The sequence below is a fragment of the Comamonas sp. genome (assembly GCF_036643215.1).
GTDB lineage: Bacteria > Pseudomonadota > Gammaproteobacteria > Burkholderiales > Burkholderiaceae_C > Comamonas.
On sequence record NZ_JAVXSJ010000028.1, the window covers coordinates 1 to 26,804 of the forward strand.

The 26,804-nt window shown below is 59.0% G+C and carries 14 protein-coding genes and 1 tRNA gene; 2 read left to right on the forward strand and 13 right to left on the reverse strand.

Features of this window, described 5'->3' with window-relative positions; genetic code table 11:
* Nucleotides 1-24: 24 nt before the first annotated feature.
* The 4 genes from RSF91_RS16215 to RSF91_RS16230 all read right to left on the reverse strand — a co-directional run bounded on the left by RSF91_RS16215 (nucleotide 25) and on the right by RSF91_RS16230 (nucleotide 13,414).
* The gene (locus RSF91_RS16215) at nucleotides 25-909 is read right to left on the reverse strand and encodes a DUF6602 domain-containing protein (protein ID WP_332569395.1); all 885 of its coding nucleotides are present in this window, start codon (nucleotides 907-909) and stop codon (nucleotides 25-27) included.
* 343 nt (nucleotides 910-1,252) lie between these two features.
* Entirely contained in the window at nucleotides 1,253-6,196 is a 4,944-nt protein-coding gene (locus RSF91_RS16220) for a hypothetical protein (RefSeq protein ID WP_332569396.1), read from the reverse strand.
* A 9-nt stretch (nucleotides 6,197-6,205) separates the two neighbouring features.
* Nucleotides 6,206-12,547, reverse strand: coding sequence for a hypothetical protein (locus tag RSF91_RS16225; RefSeq protein WP_332569397.1), 6,342 nt, complete (start codon nucleotides 12,545-12,547; stop codon nucleotides 6,206-6,208).
* 75 nt (nucleotides 12,548-12,622) lie between these two features.
* The gene (locus RSF91_RS16230) at nucleotides 12,623-13,414 is read right to left on the reverse strand and encodes a D-Ala-D-Ala carboxypeptidase family metallohydrolase (protein ID WP_332569398.1); all 792 of its coding nucleotides are present in this window, start codon (nucleotides 13,412-13,414) and stop codon (nucleotides 12,623-12,625) included.
* Between the two features lie 388 nt (nucleotides 13,415-13,802).
* On the opposite strand from RSF91_RS16230, the gene RSF91_RS16235 reads away from it, so the two are divergent.
* Entirely contained in the window at nucleotides 13,803-15,248 is a 1,446-nt protein-coding gene (locus RSF91_RS16235; RefSeq protein ID WP_332569399.1) for an IS1182 family transposase, read from the forward strand.
* A gap of 316 nt (nucleotides 15,249-15,564) precedes the next feature.
* Here the strand turns inward: RSF91_RS16235 and RSF91_RS16240 are convergent, their stop codons facing one another.
* From RSF91_RS16240 to RSF91_RS16260, 5 genes are all read right to left on the reverse strand, one after another.
* Nucleotides 15,565-16,902, reverse strand: a complete 1,338-nt coding sequence (locus tag RSF91_RS16240) for a TniQ family protein (RefSeq protein ID WP_332569400.1) — start codon at nucleotides 16,900-16,902, stop codon at nucleotides 15,565-15,567.
* Complete coding sequence (locus tag RSF91_RS16245; RefSeq protein WP_332569401.1) at nucleotides 16,902-17,909, reverse strand: AAA family ATPase; 1,008 nt, start codon at nucleotides 17,907-17,909, stop codon at nucleotides 16,902-16,904. The genes RSF91_RS16240 and RSF91_RS16245 overlap by 1 nt, the downstream gene beginning before the upstream one ends.
* A 9-nt stretch (nucleotides 17,910-17,918) precedes the next feature.
* The gene (locus RSF91_RS16250; protein WP_332569402.1) at nucleotides 17,919-20,636 is read right to left on the reverse strand and encodes a Mu transposase C-terminal domain-containing protein; all 2,718 of its coding nucleotides are present in this window, start codon (nucleotides 20,634-20,636) and stop codon (nucleotides 17,919-17,921) included.
* Nucleotides 20,637-20,648: 12 nt separating this feature from the next.
* Nucleotides 20,649-20,957, reverse strand: a complete 309-nt coding sequence (locus tag RSF91_RS16255) for a hypothetical protein (RefSeq protein WP_332569403.1) — start codon at nucleotides 20,955-20,957, stop codon at nucleotides 20,649-20,651.
* Between the two features lie 515 nt (nucleotides 20,958-21,472).
* Nucleotides 21,473-22,018 carry a GNAT family N-acetyltransferase gene (locus tag RSF91_RS16260; protein WP_332569404.1) on the reverse strand — a complete coding sequence of 182 codons (546 nt, stop codon included), beginning with the start codon at nucleotides 22,016-22,018 and terminating at the stop codon, nucleotides 21,473-21,475.
* 260 nt (nucleotides 22,019-22,278) lie between these two features.
* On the opposite strand from RSF91_RS16260, the gene RSF91_RS16265 reads away from it, so the two are divergent.
* A tRNA-Pro gene (locus RSF91_RS16265) sits at nucleotides 22,279-22,355 on the forward strand.
* A 105-nt stretch (nucleotides 22,356-22,460) separates the two neighbouring features.
* Here RSF91_RS16265 and RSF91_RS16270 read toward each other — a convergent pair.
* The 4 genes from RSF91_RS16270 to RSF91_RS16285 all read right to left on the reverse strand — a co-directional run bounded on the left by RSF91_RS16270 (nucleotide 22,461) and on the right by RSF91_RS16285 (nucleotide 26,780).
* Nucleotides 22,461-23,447: a Bug family tripartite tricarboxylate transporter substrate binding protein gene (locus RSF91_RS16270; RefSeq protein WP_332569405.1), complete on the reverse strand. Its 987-nt coding sequence runs from the start codon at nucleotides 23,445-23,447 to the stop codon at nucleotides 22,461-22,463.
* 160 nt (nucleotides 23,448-23,607) lie between these two features.
* Nucleotides 23,608-24,540: an electron transfer flavoprotein subunit alpha/FixB family protein gene (locus tag RSF91_RS16275; protein WP_332569406.1), complete on the reverse strand. Its 933-nt coding sequence runs from the start codon at nucleotides 24,538-24,540 to the stop codon at nucleotides 23,608-23,610.
* Between the two features lie 152 nt (nucleotides 24,541-24,692).
* Complete coding sequence (locus RSF91_RS16280) at nucleotides 24,693-25,442, reverse strand: electron transfer flavoprotein subunit beta/FixA family protein (protein WP_332569407.1); 750 nt, start codon at nucleotides 25,440-25,442, stop codon at nucleotides 24,693-24,695.
* An 84-nt stretch (nucleotides 25,443-25,526) separates the two neighbouring features.
* Complete coding sequence (locus tag RSF91_RS16285; RefSeq protein WP_332569408.1) at nucleotides 25,527-26,780, reverse strand: CaiB/BaiF CoA transferase family protein; 1,254 nt, start codon at nucleotides 26,778-26,780, stop codon at nucleotides 25,527-25,529.
* Nucleotides 26,781-26,804: the final 24 nt, after the last annotated feature.

A 26,804-nucleotide genomic window follows, 5' to 3' on the forward strand; every position in this document is an offset into this window, starting at 1 on the left:
AGATTGAGATGGAAAAACCGGGGTCTAGTGGGTCACTTCTGGGTGGAAATCAACAACCTGAGGACCAAAGGGCATTCGAACATGGCAAAACAGTTCAATTTTTGTCCAAAGGAATTCGAGTAGAACAAGAGCGGCGTTATGGCGAGTAGATGCAATTGCCACCCATCGATCAGCTCCGTCGATGGCTAGGTAAGGCTGACCATTGCACTTGATCAGACACAGATTGCCAACAGAAATAAGACTTGGCAGCAACTCAGGTGCCGCGTTGCTTTCCCTTCCAATGTCGGCCTCGACGATGTCCACGAGTGCTTCGCGTAGCCCTCGCTCTGTCCCATAGCCACCGAATCCAAAGAGGATCGTTGCAGGTGCATGCATTTGTCTCGCGAGAGTCGCGAACAGCAATCGATCCTCCACCGGTGCAGCATCAAGATCCCGGGCAGAGGAAGGCGAAGCACGACCAGTTAGCTTAGAAAAGACCTCCCGAGCTTGTTCAAAGTCCTGAATGCCTCCGGCTTGATAACGTTCAATGAAGTGATTAACGAAATGCCGCTGAACGTCCGAGAGGTGACCAATCCCATCGATAAGATCAGCTTTGGACATCGTCTTCTTCACCTCAAGCACGCAAAGCACCTGATCGATGGGGTAAATGAACTGATCGGTCCTGCCATAGCGTTGTCCATCGCCACGAACTAGCATGCAGTCGATCTGATTCTTCAGCCCCTTTATGAATCCGCTAACAACCCGAAGGTCCAATCCTGACGGAAGCACGAACTGGCGGTCAATGCCACTGCTAACAATGGCTTCATAAGCTGCTCCTAAGGTAGGCATATGCTCCATAGGAACCGCGTCGACCTCTTTGGTTTCCGCCGCTATGAACGCGGCGAGCATTTCAGATGCGCTCTTGATCATGGAGCTATTCTTGCAAAGTTAAGTGCGATGCATTTTGGGACATTTGCACTGAAACGCGCATACATTGCTGAGCTACATAAATACCGAACAAGATCTGCGGAAATAGGTCGCAACAAAGCAGTCACTTGGGAGCGACTGCAACTGGCCGACTGACGACTGCCCGCACCCGTTGACTGCCTGTCCTAAACCGGACGCCCAAGGCGCAGCCCCGAAGGTCAGCTTTACGGTGCTGCGCTCACAAGTAGCTAGGCCCGGCTTCGGCCACAAGCTGTCCGTCGCTCGCGCGCCTGAAAGCAGTCACTGAACTTATTCGTGCGCTCATTGGAAGAGCCGCACCACGCGCTCAGGCGCGGATGGATATTGGACCGAGGTATTCGGGCACAAGCCGCAATGTGCTCTCCTTCGCTGTCGAGCCTTGCTCGGGGAATGCGCATTCCAGGAGCATTGGCAGCGTCGTCGCGTTACCGAGTTGCGCCTCCTCGGCTGCCGACATCGAGGTGGTCCTTTGCAGTGTCAAGATGTGGACGTAGCACTGCGCAAAGTTTGTGGGTTCGGAATCCTTCGAATGGCGCATCAGGAAGGCAGGTGGCCTGATGCTGTCCACAAAGTAGCACGCGACCAACTCTCCGGCTCCCTCTTCGGTCGTAAGGCGCACCACATCCTGGACGGGGCGGAAAACCAGCGCGATATGGAACGTCGGCTGGTCGCAGGTGAGCGACGCGTTGCGACTGCGCAGCAGTGGTAGTGCAGCCTTCCTGCCAGGGACCACTTCCAGCATGCCGAGCTTGCCGCCCCCCGACGCGAACTGGTAGTCGCTTGCCATGCCAGGAGACGGGTTGCCGAAGGAGCCGATGAATGTCAGCCAGCGTGGCTCCGTGTAGTCGCTGATGCGCAGACGCCGGACGCGCGTGCGGGCGGCAGGGTCCCCTGCAACCAGGAGCCAACGCTCGATCGGCAGGCCAGGCTCAAGTTGGCTGCCGTCATTCCCGCTGCATCGGACGGGGTTGCCCAGCGTGGTCCACGCGAGGCGCTCCTCGCCGCGCGCCTGTAGCATCACCTGGCAGCGCCAGCGCGCCTCGCTGTCCGGCTGACCCTTTGTATGCCATCTCGCCTTGTGCCACGACAGGAGGTAGCGATAGGTCAGCTTTGGATCGGGCTGAGGCGAGGGAGGTACGTCGATGGACAGGCTTACCTCGCCAGTCGCACCGTGCGACATGAGCGTCAGCGGGCCCGCTAGCGGGGTGGCAACGTCTACCGTGATGTCGATAGGTATCACGTCCTTGCCATCGAGGCGCGTGGGGATCACGGCGAGGTGCTCGGGTGTGGAGACCGCATCTGGAAGAAGGGTCGTCGCCAGTTCCGTCTCGGGCAGGATCAGCCTTCGTGTCCGCGCCATGGCGAGTACCCAGCGCCCGCCTGCGTTCTCCGGCCGCACGACGACCGCTGTCTGTGTCACCTTGGGGTTGGGCCCGATGTCGAACGTCAGTCCCAGGGGCCGGTCGACCGAGAGTCCGAGGTTCGCGTCGCGTGGCTGGGCCGCATGGAAGATCGGGTTGTTGCCCATCTCCGATTCCCCGCCGAAGCGGGTCTCGACGAGATCCACCTCGAGCGTGTCGCCCAGGCCGCCGACGTTCGCCAGATCGTCGGTCCGGCGGATGGCCTCGTTGAACACTAGCATCACTCCATTGGCGCTGCGAGCAAACGGATGGCCTTGCGCATAGGTCGCTGTGAGCGGGATGCAATGGCGCAGGGCCGGCGCCGACAGGCGTTCCAGCGGACCTTCGCGCATGCGCCCCGGCACCGCGGAGCCCTTCGCATAGATGTCACCTTCGATGGCCAGCGGCCCCTTATTCACCAGCAGCGGATTGAGCCAGCGCCGGAACCTGAGCATGGGGCGGGCTAGGTACGCCACATACCGCGCCGGCCGCGCGCTGGCCGACAGCGCCCAGCGATGGACGACGGCCTTGCCCGACGCATCGATTCCGATGCGCCACTCCTGCCCTGCGAACGATGTCGTGAACTCGATGTCGATGACTTCGCGGAAGGACTCGACCCCGGCGAGCGTCGGTATCCATGCGTTGAGATTGCCTCCGATGCTCGGAAAGTCCACCGGATAGCCTGTCCAGTGCCATTCATGGCGCTGCACGTGGGCACCCTTGAGCCATTGTGCCCACTTGGGAGCGGTACCGAAGGAGAGATTGGCCAGCAGGAGGTTGGGTGACAGGGTGGCGCCATCCTTCGACTCTTCTGGAGGCGTGAGCGTCATCTCCACTTCCTTCTCGGGCAATCCCTCGTCCGGCCACTGCGGGGCCGTCTCGAACCAGAGCTCCGTGGGAGAGAAGGCGCGGTGGTCCTTGAACGTCACGTCCGAGGTGTTCTGCAGGCCCTCGACATAGCGCTGTTCGGATGAGCCGGGCGTGAAATGGGACTCGGCGACGAGTGCATGGAAACGCAGGCACGCGAACATGCCCCGGGGAAGGTCCAGACGCACCGACTTGCCGGTGATTGTGAGTTCTGGTTCGGACAGGAGGGTTGCCACGACCCTCACGCTGACCTTGTCCTCGGCCGCTAAGAGCTTGCCTGCCTCGATTCGCACTCGATCGATGTTGATGACCCGGGTCTCCGACGTCCTGCCCGGAATGACCAGTTCGACCCCGATAGCCGAGACGGCGGGGTGGTAAGGCGGTGCAGTGCGCTCCGTTCGCGCCTCCTTCTTCTCGAGAAAGGTTCGGGCGAACGCCTCGATCGCCTTGTCGTCGCTGCCCAGCCCGGGGTCGGATGGCGCCAGGCCCTGCCTGACGAACAGGCGGTCCGTCGCGAGCCAGCGTTCGATAAAGGCGGAGTGGGTGCCGTGAGCACTGATCCGGAAGTTGCATTCACGGCTGGCCTTCGGAAAGAGCACGAACTTCTTCTTGTCGACCTCGATCGTCTCGTCCGTGGCCAGCAGCGTCACCTTCCTGACCGTCGGGACCCGGACGGTATCGTCGTTCGCCGCATTGGCCAGGGCCTTCGCTGCCGCGCGCTCCTGCCACGCATGAGCCTGTGTCTCGTCCGACAGTTCCTGGTACTCCGGTGGCAGGGCAGTGCAGTCGGGCGCGCCGGGCATCTCCGATGAAAGATACTGGCAGGAAGGCGTGAGCCAGGCCAGCACCTCCCAGGCCTCCTTGAGTTCCGTCGCGCGGCCTCCACGCAGGTCCCTATCGATGACCGCCCCGGCGTTGTCCAGGGGAGTCGCTTTGGCGGCGTAGTAAAGCCCATAGCCCAGCAGCGGCAGCGGCCTGTCCACGTCGTGCCATGCGAAGTCGATCGCCTTGAATCCATCCGGATCCTCGCCGTCGTACTGCATCGCGCCCTGTGACGACACCGCGGTCGCGACGGGAGCGCCCTCGTACTCCACCGACACCAGCCTCTCGCCATTGGCTAAGGTGGCGCCCACCGCCTCGTGCATCCAGGCGATGGAGTGGTCGGCATTCCTGGCCCAGGTCTGGTTGACCCGCATCGCGGTGTCGGTCAGCCAGCGCGCCCGGTCTTTGTCGGGTTTCCACTCCCCGCTGCCCTTCGCCTTCGAGCCCGAGCACAGGCCGATCGCATAGCCGCGGATCTGCTGGTCGGACCCGGGTGCTACGCTGTTGTCCCAGCCGGTGAAGTCGAGCTTGAGCCCGCGGTCGCGCGGCCGAGGTCTTTCCGGCCTAGACACAGTGGAGAGCTCGTCGACGAAGCCCTCAAGCTTCTTGTTCACGATTGGGTCGATTTCTCCAGCCGGAAGAATGGCGCCGGTGACGAACACGGCGCGGACCGCAGCAATCGTGGCGGTAGCCAGATCTTGCTTCAGAGCAGCGTCACTGGGTCGCTGTGCCAGCTTTCGTGCTGCGTCCCACTGCCTGAGAGATCCCATGTAGGGCTGGGCGCGCAACAGCAGGTCCCGGCGAAACGTACCCACGCGTGCGAGCTTCTGCTTCACGGGCGCCCAGGCGGCCTTCTCGTGAGGCTGGATAAAGAATCCATCGAGGATATTCGCCAACCACACGCCCATAATCTCGCGCATGCCTTCCTCGCTCGACAGCACCGATTGGAGCTGTGTCCAGGAGGTGATCAGGTCCGCCACGGGCATCGATCCCTTGGCCTTGAGGATCGAGTCGAGAGCGCCCTTGAGCCTTTGCCACTGGTGCTGCTGGTGCAACGCCCAGTCCGCCGCGGGTTCAGCCGCGGCAAGCTGGTCCACGCTTGCCACGAAGGCCGCCAGAGCCTCCACGTAACGGGGTGCGTTGGCCCCGGCTTCGATAGCTCTTCGGAGCACCCTGGCGTCGGCAACAGATCCTTGATCCACCAGAAACTCGACGATATTCGGTCGGCCGGACTCACCTGCGTCGTATTCACGGCCCAAGCCTAGTGACGCGCAGAGTGCATGCACTAGCGACAGCTGTAAATCGGGCCAGATGAGTGGCTCAGGTGGCGGCGACTGGTCGATCCAGGTCCGCAGCACCGGCAGCGGCAGCAGGCGGTCGGCAAGGGCTGCGAGCAGCGCGCCGCGCGAGACGGATCCCTGCGATAACTGCAGGCCGTCGGCGGGCAGCGCGGGGACCGCTATCGAAGGGTCAGCGGCAAGCGAGACGAACCGGACGTGGTTGTCCTCGTAGTCGACGAAGAAGCCAGCCTTGCCGTTGAAGTCCGCAAAATGCGCAGGCATGCCGGCCCCAGGCTCCTGGTCCGTGCCGGTCACGAGGCCGCCTGCCGTCATCGTGAAGATCGGGAAGCAGACCACAGCGTCGCAGTCGGCGAGCGCGGTAACCGGCACCCTCAGGAACCAGGTGAGCTGAAGCACACCACCCGTCAGCCGCGCCGGCCAATGGGTGAGCGGTGCCAGCATATGGACATGGCTGCGTCTGCCCCTCGTCTGCAGGTCCTCGATCGCCTGCGAGAGCGGGAACCTGCTGCCTGCGGTTGCAACCTTCACTTCGTCCACGATCGCCTTGGCAACGAGTCCTGGATCCTCGAGGGGTAGCGTGTCACCGCCCGGGTGCACGTCGGCCGCAACGATGCGCTTCCACGTGGCCACGCCGGCGTCGTCGAAGCGTCCGTACACGGACCATTCGACTGGCTTCCACTGCGATGGCGACCAGAGGTCGCCGACCTTGGACGAGGCATCGTCCTTCTCGGGGCCACGGGGCTGGGCCGGATCCTCCTCGTCGCACCACGGCCGCACCAGATTCACGGTGAAGTACCTGTCGGCGCCCGCATCCAGGTGTGGAGCGCCCTCGACCGCGATCATCCATCCGAACTTTTCCATAGAATTCCCTCAGCTGATCTGGTGGTTCACGTCCTTTCGGACGTGCAGCGTGTAGCACCAGCAGATGTCGATCGCGACGTCCAGAGTCCCGTGTCCCTCGGTCTTTCCTTCGCCGTGGACGGCCTCCAGGAGCAGCAGCACGGAGGCATTGGCTATGCCGACGATTCGGGCGTTGCCAGCGACCTGGAGGCCGGCGCGCAGCGTGCCGCCGGTGCGGTCGGACATCGTGGCGTAGGCGAAGAGGAGGAAGGAGAAGGATCCGCGCGCGACGCTGGCCAGGTTGAAGGCCTTGATGCATCCCAGGGCCAGACCGACGCTGGCCTCGTAGTGCACGCCCTGGTCATAGTTCGCCCGCGCCTCCAGCCAGAGTCCACCGCCGAGATAGCTCACCTGCACCCACACAGGCGCGTCCTTGCTGCCGACTGAGACGCTGGCCTCGACGCGGAATCCCCCTGCCTGGCTCACGCGCATTGCCAGCCCCGAGCGGATCAGCATGGGGCCGATTTCCACGATGCCTAGCGGCGGCAGGACGACCTCGGTGCTCAGCTGGGCCTTCGCGCCGACGGGCACTCCGCGAGAGTCCTTCTCCAGTTCCACCGCGGGCGGCAGCTTCGGAGTGAAACGCTTGGCGAACTCGTCCACGAACTTGAGTGCTGGGTGCAACTCGACCTTCTTGGGCTCTATGTCGAAGCCGAACGCAGACCCGTCGTAGCGGACCAGCACGTCGCGGAACGTTGCCAGGCGGGTGCTGGAGAACGTTAAGCCCCAGTCGGCCTTGAGTTTGGCTTCAGTCTTAGAGGATTGTTCGCCGCTGAGGCCGACGCTCATGTTGCTGTTGGCCTTGATGTCCAGCTTCGCGAGCGTGACGGAAAGGCCTGCAAGCTCGAACAGCGACTGTTCCTCGTTGAATTGCGCATCGATCTTCGCCTTGACCCACGCCGTGCGCGTCTGCCTGTCGAGGCCGTGCGTGACCTGCATCTGGTCGCTGTGGATCTCCGGCAGCTTGAAGCGCTTGAAGAAGTCGGTGAAGTCCATCGCACCGATGTTCCTGAACACTTTGCGGAAGTCGATGTCCTTCAGGCTGTTCGGCACGAACTGGTCCTGCAGCCGCTCGGTAGGAATGCTCAAGCCCAGTTCCTTCAGGCCGCTGTCGATCTCCCTCAGCTTCGCCGCGAATGGCGAGGTCTCGATCTGCTGACGTAGGTCGTCAAAGACGTACTCGGCCCGCTCGGCGTTGAAGGTCAGCGTCGGCAACTGGGGCAGGTCGCCGAGCGCCTTGACTAGCTTCGCACCCTTGGACACCTCATCCGCGATGCCCTGCACGTTCGCCACGGCTTCCCGGACCGTGCCCTCTAGATCCTTGAACCTGGCTTGAGTGGCTTCATCGATGACCGAGGTGGCTAGGCCGGAGATGCGATCCCGGATCTCGTCCTCGGCTGCGTTGAGCAACTCGTTGAGCTTGGCCCGCATCTGTCCGATCTGCGCGCAGTCGAAGCTCGTGTCGATCCAGATGATGGTTTCGTCCCGGAGGTCCACCAGCCACTTGTCTGCGTTGTTGGCGGAGTCCTTCATCAACTCTGCGGCCTTCTTCGCGAAGCCGAGGGCCGAGCCCAGCGCCGCGTCGAAACTGGCCTCGACCAGAGTGGCTTGGGCCTTGAGCAAGGCCGCCTGCGTCCTCACGACCTTGCGCCAGGCTAGGATGAGGTCGTCGCGCTCCTGGGTTACCGCGACGACGCCGTTGGCATGGATCTCCTTGATCAGGCCCCGCACCTTCGTCAAGGTGGATGCGAGTTCCGAGGCGGCAGAGTCGCGCAATGCCTTCGCCGCTTCGCCGAGTTTCCGGATCACCTCGTTGGAGGCATCGGCAAGTCCCTTGACGATGCGGGTTGCGTTGTCGGCAGCGGTACCTGCGGTACTGATGCACATGTCCAGGAGCCCTGGTCTGTCAACCGGGCCTGATAGGGCCGCGATCGCCGTTTTTAGGGTGTTCCGGATCGCATCCCAGTAGGTCTTATCCAAGGTCTTCCGGTCGAAAAATTTCCGGACGCCCGCGAGGGCGTCCGCGCAGCGGCCGGCCACCTTGCCGTAGAGCGCGTGATGCTCGAGTGCTCGCAGCCGGGCGATGGCCTCCTCGCAGGCCTTCGCAGTGCCCTCGATGTCCAGGTCGGAATATGCCGCCTCTGCGGCCTTCCCTACCTTGTCCACCTCGCTCTTGGCTTTGCCAAGCAGCATTCCTGCGTTGTCGCTCGCATTCCCGATCGTTCCATTGAGGCGAGCCTGCCAGCCCGCGACAGACTTCGTAGCCTGCAATAGCACTGCCTGTGCGATCTCCGCGCTGCTTTCCAGCTGGCCGAGTGCTCTCTTGCGAACCGTCTCCGCGTCACCTTGGGCATGGTCGCGAAGTGAGACCAGGTCGGCAAGCAGGTCGTCGAAGGGCGAGCGGATGGCCGCCTCGGTGCGTTGCAATTCCTGCTCCATGTCGCGGACGATGGCAACCAAGAGGCCCTTCGTCTCGGGCAGCGCCGGCAGCTGGGCCATGCTCTCGTGCAGTGCCTCGCGGGCATCGTCAAAGAGCGCGATGACCTTCGTCTTGAGTTGAGTCTTCGTGTTCTCGCAGTCGGCACCGCCGGCCAGCCGCTCGAATGCCTGCTCGAGGAATACCTGTGCCTTTGCGCGGAGGGACTGCGCGGAGGCAACCTCGGCGGCGAGGTTGGAATCATCCTTGATCGCCTCCAGGGTTGTCTGCCACTCCTGCTTCTGCAATTTCTCGGGGACGCCCTCGAAGCACTCGTTCGAGGCGCCAGTGGCGCTGGTCCGCATCAGAGTGACTGTGTCCATCACGCCGAGCATCTCGGTTTCGCCGCGGGCGTGCAGGAGGTTCACCTTGCCTTCGCAGACAAGCTTCAAGTCGAATCGTGGACGCCTAAGTCCGCCCAGGCGAGGGGAGGGCATCTGCTTCGTATCGATGATTCCGTTCTGGCGGTCATCCCTGTGCTTGCGAGGGACGTTTCCGACGACCTTGACGCGGGGCGTCGACAATGGCTGGTCGACTCCCCGGAACGACGGCCACGCGTCGGTGTCGGCTCCACTACCCTGCTCAGTATTCGAGTAGAAGTACAGATGCTGCGGTTCGTCGAGAAGGCACCGGGAGAGCTCGGCCCCGCCCGCGTGAGCCTGCACGGCAAGCTTGGGTTTGGGATAGAAGCCGCTCGTGTCCTGGACGTTCCACAGCGGGATCTCGTACCCGTGGTCGACATCCCGGCCCCAGGCGCCGTTCACGTAAACGCGGGGCGAGACAAACTCGCTGGCGCGGATGAAGCCCATCCGGTTTTCCTTGACCTGGGCTTCGTCGGCGAAGGCACGCAGAGGCTCCAACGGCTCGACGAACTCCTCGGTCTTGCGTAGGATCGGCCAGCCGCGGATTTTCACCGCGCCAATCTCCTGCTCGTCCTCGAATTGCTGGCTCGGCACGGTAGTCCGCTCGTACACGATGACGTGGCGCGCCCGGTTCCACAATACCGCCACCCGCCCGATGCGGATCTTGATGAGCCGGCTCAGTTGCCCGTACGACGTCTCGCCGACGAATATCGTCCTGCCTTCGTCGAACGACACGGCCATATGCGCGTTGGCACCGAGGGCCGTGAAAGCAAGTTCATCGATGCGCCCTTCGGTCGCGACGGGATTGCGAAGCACGGCTATTAGTTCCGACGGGAATTCCATCGTGTGGACCACGCCGCCCACGAAGGCGCCGTCCGGCGTGGCCTCCCTTGCCCAATCGTCCTTCAGGAGGAACCGAGGGCCCGAGGACGATGAATCGGCGTGAATCAGCTTCTTCTGCTCTGGTGCCAGGTCGACGTTGTCGATCGCTATCTGCGCCTTGTTCTCCACTTTCCAGCGCGGTAGCGGATTGAGCAGCGGCGGCGCACCCCAGTTGGTATCGCGCAACCGGAACGAGAGTCCCTCCAAGAGCTCCAGCCGACCGTCCGCGGCAAAGGGGTCATACACGTGGAACTCGGCCAGTCGCGCCGCGAAAGTGGCCCTTGCAGCGACATGTCGATGGCGCAGGTCGTCCAGCGCCCCGGTGATCCTGCCGGGAGCATGCTGCTTCGTCACGTACGCGGCGACCAGTTGCGGGTAGATGCCGCGGAGCCAGCGTTCCAGCGCCGTCTCGTCCTTGGCATCCTCGACCAGGTCCACATGTGGAGGCAGGTTCTCGGCAGGACGACCGAGCATCGAGCCCGTCTCGCGAATGCGAATGTCCGGCAGGCCGAGCACAGAGACCTTGAAGTTGGCCTGGATCGGGTACATCGTCTCGGTGCTGAAGGAGTCGACCTTCGCGTCGGCCAACAGCGCGGAGACATTGCTCGGCGACTTGTTGTAGCGCCGGTCGCGGAGCGAGGGCCGCACGACCAGCTGCGTTGGCGGTGCGAACCGGTACGCGATCGGATGAACCTGATCGACCCACGGCTGCTCGGGACCGGACTTCCAGAACCGCGCGCCTCGCTCCATCGCCTCGCCTACGCCCTGCGGCGGGAGAGTGACGGTGGCCGTGGCATCCGGGACCCGCCACTGCACGCCCTCCGGGTCGTTGCTCGACCAGACCGCGATGAGTTCGCCGGCTTCTGCATCGATTTCGGCAGGCTGCACGACGGCCACCGAGAACGGCCTCAGCTGCACGACCACCGACTCGTCCAGGAAAGGTGAACGAGTGGTCGCGCGCACCTCGACGCGGCTGACGGCAACGCGGCCGCGGTCGGTGCGGTGCCGGATACGGATGTTGCATTCGCGGGAGGGTTGCGCGTCGCGTCGGGGGAATCGCAGTGCGTTGGACTCGCGCTGCAAGTCATCCTCGGGACCGGCCTGTACGCCGAAGGCCGCGAACAGGTCACGATCGGCGGCATCGGCCTGGGGCGACGACCGGACCTGGCAACCTGCGAGGTCCAGGATCACTTCCGGATAGCTGTCACATTCGTCCTCTGTCCAGTTGCCGCGCACGTAGCACTGCAACCTGTGCTTCTTGTCCGCCACCTCGGGCATCCTGAACTGCAGCGAACCCCAGACGAGCCAGCCGCCCTCGCTGCCAGGCGCCATGATCGTCCCGACGCTGGACCAGTACAGGAGAAGGTCATCGCCTTCTCCGACTTGCAACCTCTTCAGCGCCTCGTCGAGCGAACTGCGCAGGTGTTCGCGCGTTTCTCCGGCACCGCGATTCGACGGAACCAATGGAAGCGGAGTCTCGATGACGCCTTTGAACTGGAGCGATGGAATATCGGGACCGAGAGTCGTCTCTCCCGTGGCCCTAGCGTGCAAGGGGAAGTCGGCCGTGAGTTCGATGGCTGCGCCGTTCGCGGCCGAAGGAAAAATTCTCTTCAGGCGAGGATTGTTCGATCGACCACGTCCTTCGCCAGGGGCGTCGACGAGGAGCAACGGCGCCTTGTTCTCCCTGCTGTTGCCGCTGGAGACCCCGGTGACCGTCAACCTGGGCAGCGGCACGATAGGTTGCGCCGCGTTCTGGACGCGGGCTCCTGCCACGGAACGGTCGGCGGCCTTGTTCCACACGGCGTCCAAGATCGGCTGAAACCTCAGCCGGCTGTCGTCATCGCGATCCTCCTTGGTTTGTATGGGCGCCCATGACACGATGCCCGTCCATGTAGCGGAGTGCTCTTCCTTGTCTAGGGGAAACGCCATCGCCAGCGGTGCGACGCGCCAGGTGGGCGTCCTCGAACTGAGCGCCTCTCTCTTCAGGCCCAGCAGGTTCAGGCCGGGTGAGGCCGGGTTCACGACGGAGTCCGCGGTGTCGGCCTCCGGTGCCAACAGAAAGCGCAAACGACCCTCCGCGCTGACGAAGATTCCTGCGTTGATGTAGTGCTCCGCACGTCGAGTCCATCGCATCGGCTTTATCGCCAGGCCCCAGTCGTCAATCGGGAAGCCTGTCATGCCATCCATGTCGATGCGTGGCGCCTCGCTCCGATTGACGTCGATCATCCAGTCGCCGACGAGCGCCTCGATTTTGTCGTCCTTGCGACGAAACCAGGCCATCGGCACCAGCCCTGCAGTCCAGGAATCAGTGGGTCCGTGATAGGACAGGTAAAGATCGAGGTTCTCCACCCCCTTGAACCTCAAGGGGGCGGGGATCCTGAGGGCCAGGAGCGCAAACGAGGTGTCAAGAACGATGGCCTGGATCCAGTTTCCTGCGACCCTGAACTGCTGCGAACCGGTCGGCTCGATCGAGGCAGTGCCACGGAACGGTCCGGAGAATTCGAGGCGCCCTGACGGCAGGTTCTGCCGGAGGGAAGCGAAGGCGCGGTTGTCCTCCGCTGTCCCGATCAGGGGCGACAGGTCAATTCGCATGGCGATCCTTCCGTTCGTTCAGTGCTCGCGGCCCAGGCACGCGGCCAGGTCGAGCTGCTTCCAGCGGTGTTGCGGCTACGCGGTCACAGAGACGTGGATGTGCGCGCTGTTCTCGTACCAGACCCAGTCGAAGCCCGCGTTTACCGCGAGACGACCCAGTCGCCCCAGCTTCGCGCTGTCCATGTCGCTGGTGGTCAGGTCCGCGGCGCGGCCCTCGTAGTGAAGGCTATTCCCCGCGTGCTCGTTGTCCTCGTCCCAGGCCTCGGTCACGCGCACCTTCACGCCCGACCACTCTGCAGCGACTGCCGTGGCCAGTGCGTCGAGCTTCTGCTTCATGCGCGTATTCATCATCCGGTCGGCACCGGTCTTTTCTTCGTCTTTGAAGACGATGTCGCCATTGGTGTTGGAAACGAGATTGGCGAACTCGGGATCGGCGCGCTTGATCTTCTTCTTGATCGCGCCGCTGGCGTCCACCTCGCTCTTTGCCGGCACCTTGTCTCCAACGGCGAGGTCAGGATCGCGCGCAGTTGCCAACCACGTTCCCGCAAACCGGCGTCCTGCCTCGCGACATGATTCGCCTGGCGGCTGAATCCCGGAGACGCCATGCAGCGCTGCCAATCGAGCAAGCGTGGCTGCTCGAACCCGGTGCAGGATCTCTTCGCCCGCGCCTGGACGTGCTAGCAACTCGCCCACCTTGGCCAGGTTCTCCAATAGTGTTCGAGTCTCAATGGAGACATCCAGCGGGTTTGGGTCCAGTCGACTGTCGTCGTGCCGCGAATCATCGGCGGGCGCGCCTGCTTCGGACTCGGCTTGGTTCGGAGGCACAAGATCTGCCTTGCGGCGCCTGGGCTTTCGTGTCGATGCCATCGCGTTCCTATCGGTTGAGCACAAGGGCAGTCGCAATTCAGCTTCGCGAACCGCGAGCGTGCAAGGTGGCGCAAGATCCGCGCTGAATCATCAAAAGTTCGCAGGATGCAGAACGATCGCTGATCTGCTTGGTGTCGCGCAGAGGTTACTTGAATTGTTGCAGTTTGCCAATCGGCCCCACCTCACAGAATTTTCGGCACCCCACGACAATGCCTCTCAGCAAACTTGGAGGGTTGCCCGACGGCAGATCTCGCGAACTTCAGACTCTCTCGACTGTCGGCTTCCTGACCCGCCTCACGACTGCAATGGGTCGAGGCTGTGTGAAAACGCTTGGCCGCTCACGCTTCAAAAATTAAGATCACAGCACCCGGTTTTAGCGAGGTGACCCATGAAGCGATTCATCGAAGGCAGGTCCCGTGAGCAAGTGACATTGCTACCCGAGTGTCTCGATGACTTTGTGGGAGCCGACAATCCTGTGCGCATTGTTGATGCGTTCGTGGAAGAGCTGGACTTGTGCTCACTGGGCTTTGGTGGGTTAACACCTGCAGTCACAGGCCGCCCGGCTTACCACCCTGCGGTGCTGCTCAAGGTCTACATCTACGGGTATCTCAACCGCATCCAATCGAGTCGCCGCCTGGAGCGTGAAGCTCAGCGCAATGTGGAGCTCATGTGGCTCACAGGGCGCTTGACACCCGACTTCAAAACGATAGCCGACTTCCGCCGAGATAACGGTACAGGCATCCGCAATGTATGCCGCCGATTCGTAGTCCTGTGTCGTGATCTGAAGCTATTCAGCCAGGCGTTGGTAGCGATTGATGGCAGCAAGTTCAAAGCCATCAATACGCGTGACAAGAACTTCACCTTGGGAAAAATCGACAAGCGCCAACAGCAGATCGAAGAAAGCATTCAGCGCTATCTGGCAGATCTGGATACAGCAGATCGCACGCAGCCTACGGAGCTTGAGGCGCGGACCACCCGGCTCCAAGACAAGATCACCTTGCTGCGCAAACAAATGCAGGCACTCGATGAAGTAAAGGAACAACTCAAAGAGCAACCGGACAAGCAGTTATCAACCACAGACCCAGATGCCAGGTCCATGGCCACCAGTGGCCGAGGCTCAGGCATGGTGGCCTATAACGTTCAGGTGGTGGTAGATGCCAAACATCACCTGATCGTCGCCCATGAAGTGATCAATCAAGGTCATGACAGAAGTGCTTTGGCTTCCATGGCACTGGCAGCACGCAAGGCCATGGGCAAACGCAAACTACAAGCCATTGCGGACCGCGGCTATTACAGCGGTGAGCAGATAAAAGCATGTGAAGACTCGGGTGTAGCTGCCATTCTCCGCAAGCCCAATACATCTGGTGCACGTGCCCAAGGACGCTTCGATCGCTCAGACTTCATCTATATCCAGAACGATGACGAGTACCAGTGCCCTGCAGGGCAGCGTGCCATCTACCGCTTTACCCGCGAGGAGGCTGGCCTGCAAATGCGACGCTATTGGAGCAGCGCCTGCACACAATGTCCGATCAAAACCCAGTGCACGCCAAGCGATTACCGCCGCATCAGTCGATGGGAGCACGAAGACGTAGTGGAGCGTGCGCAGCAGCGCTTGGATCAAATGCCAGACGCCATGATGGTGAGAAGGCGAACGGTGGAGCATGTGTTCGGCACGCTCAAGCACTGGATGGGATACACGCACTTCTTAACCAGGCGGCTGCCCAATGTCAGCACTGAGATGAGCTTGAATGTGCTGGCCTACAACCTCAAGCGAGTACTTGGGATTCTGGGGTTCGAGAGAACCATGGCGGCGATGCTTCTGGTGGGGCGGTGAGCCCTTTTTACGCGATGAAATTCGAGACAAAAGGGCCTTGGGTGCTCAATTGGGAGCGCTCAGATCGTTCTTAACGGAGAAAATCTTCAACAGTCCGAAATACAGAAAATCTGTTGATCCATTGGCTGAGATGCGGATGAGGTGTTTATGTTTCCACACAGCCTCGGTCGATTGCAGGCTGACGCGAACGACCGCTGATGGGTGCCTCAGGTTTGTCGCGCTGCCCCATCAAGTCTGCCGTCCGGCGACAGACCGTTCACGCTGCAAAGCAGAATTTCTTCGCCATAACCAGCGCCCCCTAGAGGGCTTGAGTCCCCTACGTCCTAAAGCGGGCATCGTTGGCTGACCCCCAATCCGCTTCCAGCTCAGTCGTTTTACGAATACTTCTGATCACATCCCAGCAGCGGTCAACCTTATGGAGTATCGCGACAGGTATATGAGCCCGCGCCTCTCGCATCGTGAGAGATCGACCTTGCTCGCCCAAGGCTGCCTCCAAGTCTCGCAGGTGGGCTATTGCGACATCTACGTTTACCTGCTTGCGCTCTTCCACAAACGCTTTCCAGCGCGCAGCTAATCGTCTAGTTGTCGCATTGCAGCGCAGATATAGCTGCCTGACATCCAGCCCGATTTGCTCAGCAACACTCAATACTGGAATGGGTTGAGCCAACTCCAGCATTCTTTGCAGCTCCTTTTCTATCTGCACCCAATCTATGTTTCTCGAAGGCTTCCTCCGTCTTGCAGGCTCACCTTCAGTAAGCAAAGGAAGTTGAACGTTCATCGCAAGATGAGACCATCCGTCTATCCGTCCGGAGAGAAGATCAACGACGGAAAACCCCGACTTATAGGCCACCCGCAAGCTATTTTCTAGAGTCGGCAGGCCTGCGCATTTCATCCACGAGTGCACCGTAGTTTTCGGGAAACCTTGACCTCTTGCAAAGGCAGAACTGCTTCCCCCATACATTGTGTCGATGACTTTCTGGATGGCATCCTGAAGAAGATGCGGCTCCAACTGCAGCGGGCTGTATTGCTGTTGAGCAATCAGTTCAGCCACTTGTTCAGCGCTCCACACTGCGAAGTCATTCAGTGTCTGCGGAAGAATCTCTTGGCCCAAAAACTCATGACAGGAAGTGCACCAGCCCGGGATCACTAGTGCCGACGCATGTCTGATATTGCTCTTTGCGCAGCTGTGGCAGTGTGTTTGAAGTGGGATCCTGTGCTTGTGGCATACAGAGACGATCTTGGGCTCCCACTGCAGCCTCAGGTAGGGGGTCGCCCCCTTCTCTCGATCCTCATACAGACACATTGGGCAAAACTGCCCAGCACGATGAATGCCTAGCCCGTTCTGAGCGATCACGGGCTTCCAGTGCATAAATGTCAGTCGATCGAGTCGATCCACTGACGTGAGCGCAGATAGGCCCGCAGACCAACGCTGAGCAGCCTCACGCAAGCCAGAAAAATGCCGCGTACGCCAGTCGAAGTCCTCCTCCAGCATCAGCTCGAAGTGACCGCAGATCCAGCGAGATAACTGTGTCGTCGATGTACTGTGAGAAACGGCCAAACGGCAGAAATAGCTGGTCAGGCTTTCGACTTCCGCACCACAGCCCAAGGGCTGCAATTTATGAAGGGTTGAGCGTGGATTTTCCTGCACTTTCATCACGCGACCTTTTTTAGAGTGCGGCTCAGGCTAGGATTGATTTGCGCCTCCCCTTCGAGGATTTCTGCCAGCATTTGATCAACTTGAGAATTGGCGTACAGCGCCTTTCCCAGAGCGACATCACTCCACGGCTCGCCTTGAACATGAAAACGTAAAGCGCGCGTCAGAACAGCACTCAACGTCCCAATACAGCCCAGCGTGTTCTCATAAAGATCTTCAGCATGTGGCAGTAGCTTTCCATCCCAGAGTTCCGGCAATTTTTTTTCGTATATTCTCAGACAGGAATTGAAACTGATCAGATCCTGTGAGCTGTCTCGCCGATATCGCTCGAAGTGAATAACATGGGTTCTACGGGCGAGCTGGGCAGACAGCGACATCAGTTTGTGCAAGTCGTACGCTCCAACCAAAATGATCTGGCTACCACAGCGATTCGCCAAGGATTTCAGCGTATCCAGCTGCCTCTGCATTTGAGTACTGCTGCACTGATTGATGATGTGCGCGGCCTCATCTATCACCAAAAATTTGGTTCCACGCGCCTTCAGAGCTCGCTCGACAGCAGTTCGCATACTTGCCAGCGTGCCGCGATTGGGCCCCTTGGGACACTCCATTCTCCCCGTCAAAGGATTGATCCCATAGTCCACGCTATCGACTGAAAAGTCGCCGTTGAGCTCATCGAGAATGCGCTGATAGAAAAGACGCCAGGAAAACTCTACTTCACCAGACGAGTCGGCTTCAACATAGATAGCAGGAACAATGCCAGCATCCTGTGAAAGCACAGTCTTGCTGCGCTCCAGCTCATCTTCCACGACGAACTTGGCCAATCGAGTTTTACCGACTCCACTGGGACCGACAATCAGCAACAAAGAGTCCTGGCTGCCTGGATAGATCAGCGTTTGGATCGCTTGAGCAACTTGGGAAACACGCGAATGATTGATTCGCATATTTTTAATAGCCGATACGCACGAAGTACCGCAAGCGGAAACTTCTGGCTTTTTGGAGGTTGTCATGTCACTCTTTCAAAATTCATCAAAATCGATCAGCTCACCATCGAAGCTGTTTGTGCCCATAGGCTTGGCAGACTCCCGTGGCAACGAGTCGCCTGGGCCAGTTGGGAATTGATGATCGAGATGTGGTTTTGAATTCGTGATTACTTCTCCGTTCAGAATTTGTGAAAGACGTCCTTTAGGCGAAACCTCAATGGGCGAGACATTGGCAATGCCAATGCGGCCGTAAAGATGCTTGTTTTCCTGCTCACGCTCGAGAGCTTCAGCGAGAGCGCCTTGGGGTGTAAAAGTCCGCAGAAACTCTGCAAGTCGCTGCTGTGAGGCATCCGAAATGTCTTTGCCGTTGGTACTGAACGCATACTCCTTCGAAAGTGCTTTGCGTTCAAACTCCGTGAGCTGTCCCATATGCAAAAGCGCTTTGCACCGCGCTCGCACCCACTGCGCTCCGACTCGCACGTAGACACTAGAGCTATCCCATGGATCCTCGCGTACTTCAAGTGACTTGCGAGCAAGCTTGGGCGAAGCAAAAATAGGATCCCAGTAGTACCTGTCGTGGACTTTGACGCCACGCTGTCCATCAACAACCCGGGTGCCCTCCCGCGAAACTGGTGGGCAAGTCGCAATCAAAAAATCTTGGGTAAAGGGCACCCATTTGTGCGGACGACTTCCTGAGGTTTTCAGACTTCTTTCAACCGCATCACCTGGCGACATGCCAATCGTTGGATGATCCTTCTCCTCGTAGTACACAAAGGCCCAGTATTCAAGCCCCGCATACATGTGTTCAAGAGTCCATTCCGCAAAGTTCTTAGGCAGGTGCTTGCCCGTCGTCATCCGGACGTTTTTGGTTGCTTTGGTATTGCCAGCCAAGTTATGGATGTATCCACTGGTCAAACTACCAAATAGGCGCTCCATCACCGTCCCATGCCGGGGCTGGCCTGCAGGACGAATGCGAAGGTGGACACCCATACTCTCTAAAAACACAGCGAATGCACTCGAGATCAGATCCTTGCCGTTATCCACTACAACGAACTCTGGCAACCGCTGGTGCCTTCTGACCATATCTCGAACGACCATCATGGCGGACACGTAGCTCGGTGGGTCAAAGGTCAGGTACATCGCGACAATTTTGCGCGTGAATGCATCTACAGCCAGCGTCAGCCAAGGTCGCCCCAAATTCTTCCCCGTCACGCTTGAAATAAGCTCGATATCTAACTTAGTGTGGTCTATATGGACATACTGAAACCATCGAGAGCCATGGGGCGGTGAATCTACACTCAGTACCTCTACAAACTGCCCCTTTTGATATGCGAGGCGCTTGCCATTCCGAGCACGCTCATCGTGGGTCGTACACCATTTATCAATGTACTGAATCATCGTTGTTTGGCTGACTAGCTTTACGCCGCTCACCGCACAAAGAATTCTCAAAATGTTGTGACAGGCCTTGTAGCTTCTCGCTTCATGTGAAGACCAAGATTGCTCAAAAACATGCCTCAGAACGTCCAATTGCGCTTGTTCAAGTCTCTGGGTTCGGTTGCCCCTCATCGCAGTTTGGGGGACCAATGCCAAAACTGCCGCTCCTCCATTCTTTTCAGCGAGAGAACACTTCGACCGGTACCTGCTCAGAGTCCGTTCACTGAGCTGAGGTTTTTCTGAATGCATCTGCTGGAGACGAGAATTTGCTGCGCGCAGTTCCTTCTCCGAATACCGGCTCCACTCCGGCAAAATCTTTGGCGGCTCCATCCATACTTGCTTCGACTCAATCGCTCTCAAGAGCCATTGGATTTCGACGGTTCGCGTACCGCCTTGATCGTCGGTGCAAACAATATTTCGATCGTCGACGAGTTGAATTTTTAGTACTTGAGAGCCGAAGTGAAACTCCGCACCTGGAGCAATCTCTACAGTGAAGTTTTCATGCACACGCTTCGCGACTTCGTCAGCAAGCACAAAGTCCATCAAGATCGCATCACGAAAAATGCGGCTGCGCGCTGGCTCCGTCAGTCTTTCGGTATCGTAATTTGTGACCAACAGTTGATCTGCAATCGCTTTGTTGATGTGATCAACAGCGATGCCGTGATCGGAACTCGTTAGCTCAGCAATATAGACATGTCCGTGCTCTCTCAGTATCCCGTGGACTTCGTCGAGAACATCCTGTGGGCATGGCTCAGCAGCTGGAAGCAGGTAGTCCGATAAGTGCAGGAGATTTTCAACGCGCAGAGGAGGTAACGACTGCTCAGACAGAATCTCGTAGCCAATACCCCACTCAGATAGCTTGGCCTCAATCAACGGAGCGTAGAACTGTCCTTGGCTATCGCGTTGATAGCGCCATGGGTACTTCGCAGCCAAGCGAGCCAGTTTTGCTTCTGACTTGCACTCAATGAGTGAGATGCCTGTATCTGTGACACGCAGCAGGTCCGGGAAGTGATGGACATTATGGATCTCACCCGTTGCGGGATCGATCAGCTCTAGTCGTAACTCGCAAGGCTGCGGGTAGTACGCCCGCACGGAGTCGTCGAACTCAAAATTAACAACCGCTGCGAACTCAAAGTTGCGGCTTTCGGTTCGGATCTCTCGCCCCATTTTTCGGCTAGAGAAAACAGTCACGACGTTCCCGCCACGTGACTCCACTTTGCGTACTGGGGCCTGGCTACGAGCATTGAGCACAAGCTTCTGTCCTTTGACAGGAGTCCCCAGTTTCTCCAGCAATCGCTGCAGATCCAACTTTTCAAGCATCTCTATTCCTACCTACGCATGGCCTCGCACCGTGCGTGTTAAACGAACATCGTCGGTAAAGAATAGATGAAATTTTTCGGATTTTTTGAGGGGGTGTGCAAACTGAAAAAACAGGCTTAAAACGCAGGGAGTTTTATAGCCAACAGTTTTAGTCAACTTTTCCGCTAAGGCTGTTTTAGGCACATCTGAGCTGAACAGCAACATCGTTAGCTGTCTCAGAGCCATCCAAAAATGGCCCGTGCCGTAGGCAGTTCGCAGGCAAGCACAAGTACAAAAATGTCCTTTGCTCTTGGCCATCGCACCAACTTCAAAGATCGACATAGCTCAGCCTTTCCAAAATGCACCCTCTCATAAAAAGGGGCGCATCGGCCTGAGCTAGCCCGGCGAAAGACTTGCTGCGTATCTTTGTCTGATCGACAAATCCAAAGCTACCAAGTCATACCAAATCCAACAGTCGGCCAGGCACCAATAGATGTGTAGGCGTTGACTTAAAAAAATATCAAACCAGAAAAATTGGGATAGATGTCCTGCAGGAGCGTCAGCCACAGTCGGTGCTAATGAGGCGTTCAACTGAAATATTCAACAAAAAAGGCCTTGTCAGACAAGGCCTTTTTTTTCGCTACACGTTAAGACACTTTATGCTTTTCTTCTGCACGTTCCGCCACCTTATGCTTTACCTCGTCGCGAACAAGCACATGTCTTACCTATAGACGCCGCCAAGTTATGCTTTATTTCGAGGCCAAGAAATGCTTAACGGCACAAAAGGCGCTTTTTTATTTGTTTCCATCGTTGATACCCGAGTGATAACGCACATTTTCCAGGCTGCACCAACTCTCTTATTTCCGCTGCAATTCGAGTCCGGTTGAGCACTCAAGCTCTCTCGCGAGCATCGAGAAACGCTGAAGTGACACATAGTCATCTCCGCGCCGGGTGCATTCTCGCAGCAGCCCTTCATAAGCAAAGCCGCAGACCGTCAGCAGCTTGATCGATGCCTGATTTTCAGGCTCAACGTAAGCCACCAGACTGTGCAGATTGAGTTGCTGAAAGACGCCGGGCAAGCATTGCGGCAGGGCTGAGCGCATGACACCCCGGCCCCAGTAGCTTGGCAGCAGCCAGTAGCCAAGTTCCGCGCTGTCGCCGTCTTCATCACGGTCATAGGCTCCTATGGCACCAATGGGCTGCCCATTCAGACAAATGGCCTGCCACCAGCCTTCGCCCTCTGCGCCCAGTGCGCGGTACCAGCTCAATTGCTCACGGGCAATGGTCAGAGCATCGGTGTGCGTGGTTTCCAGTCCGTAATAGCGCGTGACCTGCGGATCGCCCATGGCACTGCCGATGACGGGGAGGTCACCCTCATCAAAATCTCGAAATTGCAGATTCAAAGGTGCATGCATTTGAAGAGATTAGCACCTCTGGCGCTTTAGCACCAAGCGCATATCGCTCTCATTTCAGGAGCAATTTATTGATGTATCAGTGAAGCATTGGGCTTGCCGAGTCTTTTCATTTCCATGGCTGAGTGCGAGCATGTGCTGATTAATCCCGCATCTTTGCTCCAGACTTAAGCAGTGATTGCAGCCACTTTTTCTACAAAAATGGCTATCCGAAGAAAGTGAACCCGAAACTGGGATAGAATAATTGCTTACGGAGCGTAGCGCAGCCTGGTAGCGCATCTGCTTTGGGAGCAGAGGGTCGCGAGTTCGAATCCCGCCGCTCCGACCAAACGACAAGGGGTTAGATCGAAAGATCTAACCCCTTTTGTCCGTCTGTACTATCTCACCCCCCATGCAAGCACATGCATGAGGGACCAAGCCAGCAAGCCCTCGTTTAATCGAGAGTCACCTTCGCATCGCGGATCACACGGCCCCACTTTGCGGTTTCGGCGGCAATAAAGCGATCGCATTCTTCAGGCGTAGAGCCTTCCGCAAAAGTGCCCATGGTCTGCGCCATGCGCTGCGAGATTTCGGGGCTACGAATAATGCGAGCCACTTCTGCAGACATGCGCTGCACAATTTCGCGCGGCACACCTGCCGGCGCAATCATGGCGGCCCAGGTGCTACCCAGCAAGTCAGGGATGCCCTGCTCTGCAAATGTGGGCACATCCGGCAAAACAGCCAGACGCTTTTCACTGGCCACGCCGATCAGACGGATTCGGCCTGCCTTGGCGGGCTGAATCAGGTTGGGAGGCGGATCAAGAAACAACGGAATCTGTCCGCCCATGAGATCGGTCAGCGCAGGCGCAGCGCCTTTATAGGGCACATGAATCATGTCCGTCTTGGTCAGCAGCTTCATCAACTCCGTCGTCAGGTGCGCGCTGGAGCCGCTGCCCGATGAGCCAAAAGCCACCTTACCCGGATGCGCCTTGGCGTAAGCAATCAGCTCCTGAGTCGTCTTGAATGGAGCATTGTTGGCCACAGCCGCCACCAATGGAGAAACGCCCATCAGCGATACGCCCACCAGATCTTTCTTCGGGTTGTAGGGCAGCTTGGTGTACAGCGTGGTATTGGCCGAGAAGGCTGGAATCACGACCCCAAACGTATAGCCATCGGCTGCAGATTTCGCCAGATTATCGACACCGATCAGGCTGTTCGCACCCGGCTTGTTATCAATGATGATGGGCTGACCCAACGCCTTTTGCAGGCCTACCTGCAGCAGGCGCGCCATCTGGTCGGTGAAGCCGCCAGCCGTATAGGGGACGACGATACGGATGGGTTTATTGGGCCATGTGCCTTGTGCGCGCACTGCTGGCGACAGAAGGGCTGCACCGGCTGCAGCGGTACCGATGAAGGTTCGGCGGGAAACGTTATTTAGCATGGTTGTCTCTCTTGGTCGGATCTCATTGCCAACGCCGCTTGCGGCAGCGCGGACAAAATTCATACACAGCATGTGTGGGCCGGATATGTTCTGCGTCACACCTCGGCCCGTTGTCTCGTCAAAAAGGCGAACTCCCCCCGAAGTCCGCCTTTTGTGCAGATCAAATGATCTGAATCATTTCAGGCAAAGCGGCGAACAGGTCTGCTTCCAGACCGTAATCAGCCACCGAGAAAATCGGCGCCTCAGGGTCCTTGTTGATCGCCACGATCACCTTGGAGTCCTTCATGCCGGCCAGATGCTGAATGGCACCCGAGATACCGCAGGCGATATACAGCTGAGGCGCCACAATCTTGCCGGTCTGGCCCACTTGCAGGTCGTTGGGGGCGTAGCCCGCATCGACAGCAGCGCGCGAGGCGCCGATGGCAGCACCCAGCTTGTCGGCCAGAGGCGACATGACTTCGGTGAACTTCTCGGCCGAGCCCAGAGCACGACCACCAGAGACGATGATCTTGGCGGCGGTCAGTTCAGGGCGCTCGCTCTTGGTCACTTCGCGGCCCACAAAGGCGCTCTTGCCTGAGTCAGCCACGGCAGCTGCGGTTTCGACTGCGGCAGAACCGCCAGTGGCAGCAGCAGCGTCAAAGCCGGTGGTGCGCACGGTGATGACCTTGATGGCATCAGCGGACTGCACGGTGGCGATGGCGTTGCCAGCGTAGATGGGACGCTCGAAGGTGTCGGGCGCATCGACCTTGGTGATGTCGCTGATCTGGGCCACGTCCAGCTTGGCAGCCACGCGGGGAGCCATGTTCTTGCCAGCTGCAGTCGAGGGGAACAGGATGTGGCTGTAGTTGCTGGCGATGGCCAGAACCTGGGCAGCCACGTTTTCGGCCAGGCCGTCCTTCAGGCTTGCGCCGTCAGCGTGGATGACCTTGGAGACACCGGCGATCTGGGCGGCAGCAGCGGCTGCCGCAGCAGCGCCTTCACCAGCCACCAGCACATGCACATCACCACCGCAGGCAGCGGCAGCCGTCACGGTGTTCAGGGTCGCAGGCTTGATCGAAGCGTTGTCGTGTTCAGCAATAACGAGAGCAGTCATTTCAGTCGTCTTTCTCTTGAATGTTTCTGGGTGCCCGCATCACCTGCAGCCTATGCGTCTAGCGCAGGCCAGGTGCGGGACACCGAGGAAGGGCCGCCCCGCCCCGAAGGTGTCGTCCTCCTTGGGGGAAGACGCGAAGCGGCTCAGGGGGCTCAAATGACTTTCGCTTCGTTCTTGAGCTTGTCGACCAGGGCCGCCACATCGGCCACCTTGACGCCAGCGCCGCGCTTGGCGGGCTCTGCAACCTTCAGGGTCTTGAGGCGGGGAGCAACGTCCACACCCAGGTCTTCAGGCTTGAAGGTGTCGAGCTGCTTTTTCTTGGCCTTCATGATGTTGGGCAAGGTGACGTAGCGGGGCTCGTTCAGGCGCAGGTCGGTGGTGATGATGGCGGGGATGGACAGAGACAGAGTCTCCAGACCACCGTCCACTTCACGGCTCACAGCAACCTTGTCGCCAGCGACTTCGACCTTGGAGGCAAAAGTAGCCTGGGGCAGATCGGTCAGCGCAGCCAGCATCTGGCCGGTCTGGTTGTTGTCGCCATCAATGGCTTGCTTGCCCAGAATCACGAGACCGGGCTGCTCTTTGTCGACCAGGGCCTTGAGCAACTTGGCGATGGCCAGAGGCTGCAGGTCCACATCGGTCTCCACCAGAATGCCGCGGTCTGCACCGATGGCCATGGCGGTGCGCAGGGTTTCCTGGCACTGAGCCACACCGCAGGAGACGACGATGACCTCGGTCACCACGCCTTTTTCTTTGAGGCGCACGGCTTCTTCGACGGCGATTTCGTCAAAGGGGTTCATGCTCATCTTGACGTTGGCGATGTCTACACCCGTGCCGTCCGATTTGACGCGGACCTTCACGTTGTAGTCCACCACGCGCTTGACAGGGACCAGGATTTTCATAGGAAAGCTCGGTTTATTTTCAGGAGGCTAGAAACCAGGCGACCTGCACTCGCACATGCAGGCCGCCCTTGGAGAGAATCAATATCAGCTGACTGCGGCGGGCAATTCAGGCATGCTCAACACGCCGCGCTGCTGCAGCTCTTGCAGTTGCTCGTCGCTCAAGGTCAGCAGTTGCTGCAGCACTTCACGTGTGCCTTCACCCAAGGTAGGTGGCGCGTTGCGAACGGGCAGCAGCTGGCCATCAAGGCGATAAGGAGGAGAGAACACCCAGGTCTGCCCTGCCACGGGGTGTGGCATGGGATTCAACATGCCGGACTGACGGGTGCGCTCGCTCGTCAAGGCTTCATGCAGGCCAGCAGCTTCGCCACAGGGAATTCCGGCAGCGTGCATGCGCTCCAGCATTTGTTTACGGGACTTGGAGCCAATGATCTCCGTCAGCATCGGCAAGATCAGATCACGATTCTTGGCGCGCTCAACGTTGGTAGAGAAACGCGGGTCTTCCACGATGTCGGGGCGCTCAATAACACTGCGGCAGAACGCATCAAACTGGCTGTTATTGCCCACAGCAATAATCAGCGCACCATCCGCAGCATCAAACAGGCCGTAAGGCACGATGGAGGGGTGACCATTACCCAGACGACGGGTGTCATGGCCCAGCAGCATGGCATCGAGCGCGTGATAGCCGTTGATGGTCAGGCCGCAGTCATACAGCGCCATCTCGATCTTGCGGCCACGGCCATTGCGGCTTTTGCGGTACAGCGCTGCCAGCACGGCCTGCGCTGCATACATGCCGGTCATCATGTCCACCACGGCCATGCCAAACTTCAAAGGTGGCGTTCCTTCCACGCCGTTGATAGCCATCAGCCCGGCTTCAGCCTGAATCACCAGGTCATAGCCGGGGCGCTTGGCTTCAGGGGTCTCGCTGCTGTAGCCCGCCACGCTGCAGTAAATCAGATCAGGCTTGATGGACTTGAGCTTGTCATAGCCCAGACCCAGCTTGTCCGCACCGCCATGTTTGAAGTTGTGAATCACCACATCAAACTGGGGCAGCATGTCATAGATGATCTGAATGGCCTCGGCGTTTTGCAGATCCAGCGTAATGGACCGCTTGTTGCGGTTCATGCTGTTGTAGTAGGTCGTCTCGGTCTTGCCGATGCGGTTGCCCCAGTCACGGGTGTCATCGCCGCGCTTGGGGTGCTCCACCTTGATGACTTCTGCACCAAAGTCGGCCAGAACCTGACCGCACAAAGGACCGGCAAACACACGCGACAGATCCAGTACGCGCACGCCCTCGAGAGGGAAGTCAATATCGTCAGACAATTCTTGCTGGCTGCTCATTTTGCTGTTCTCCAATCTCTGTCT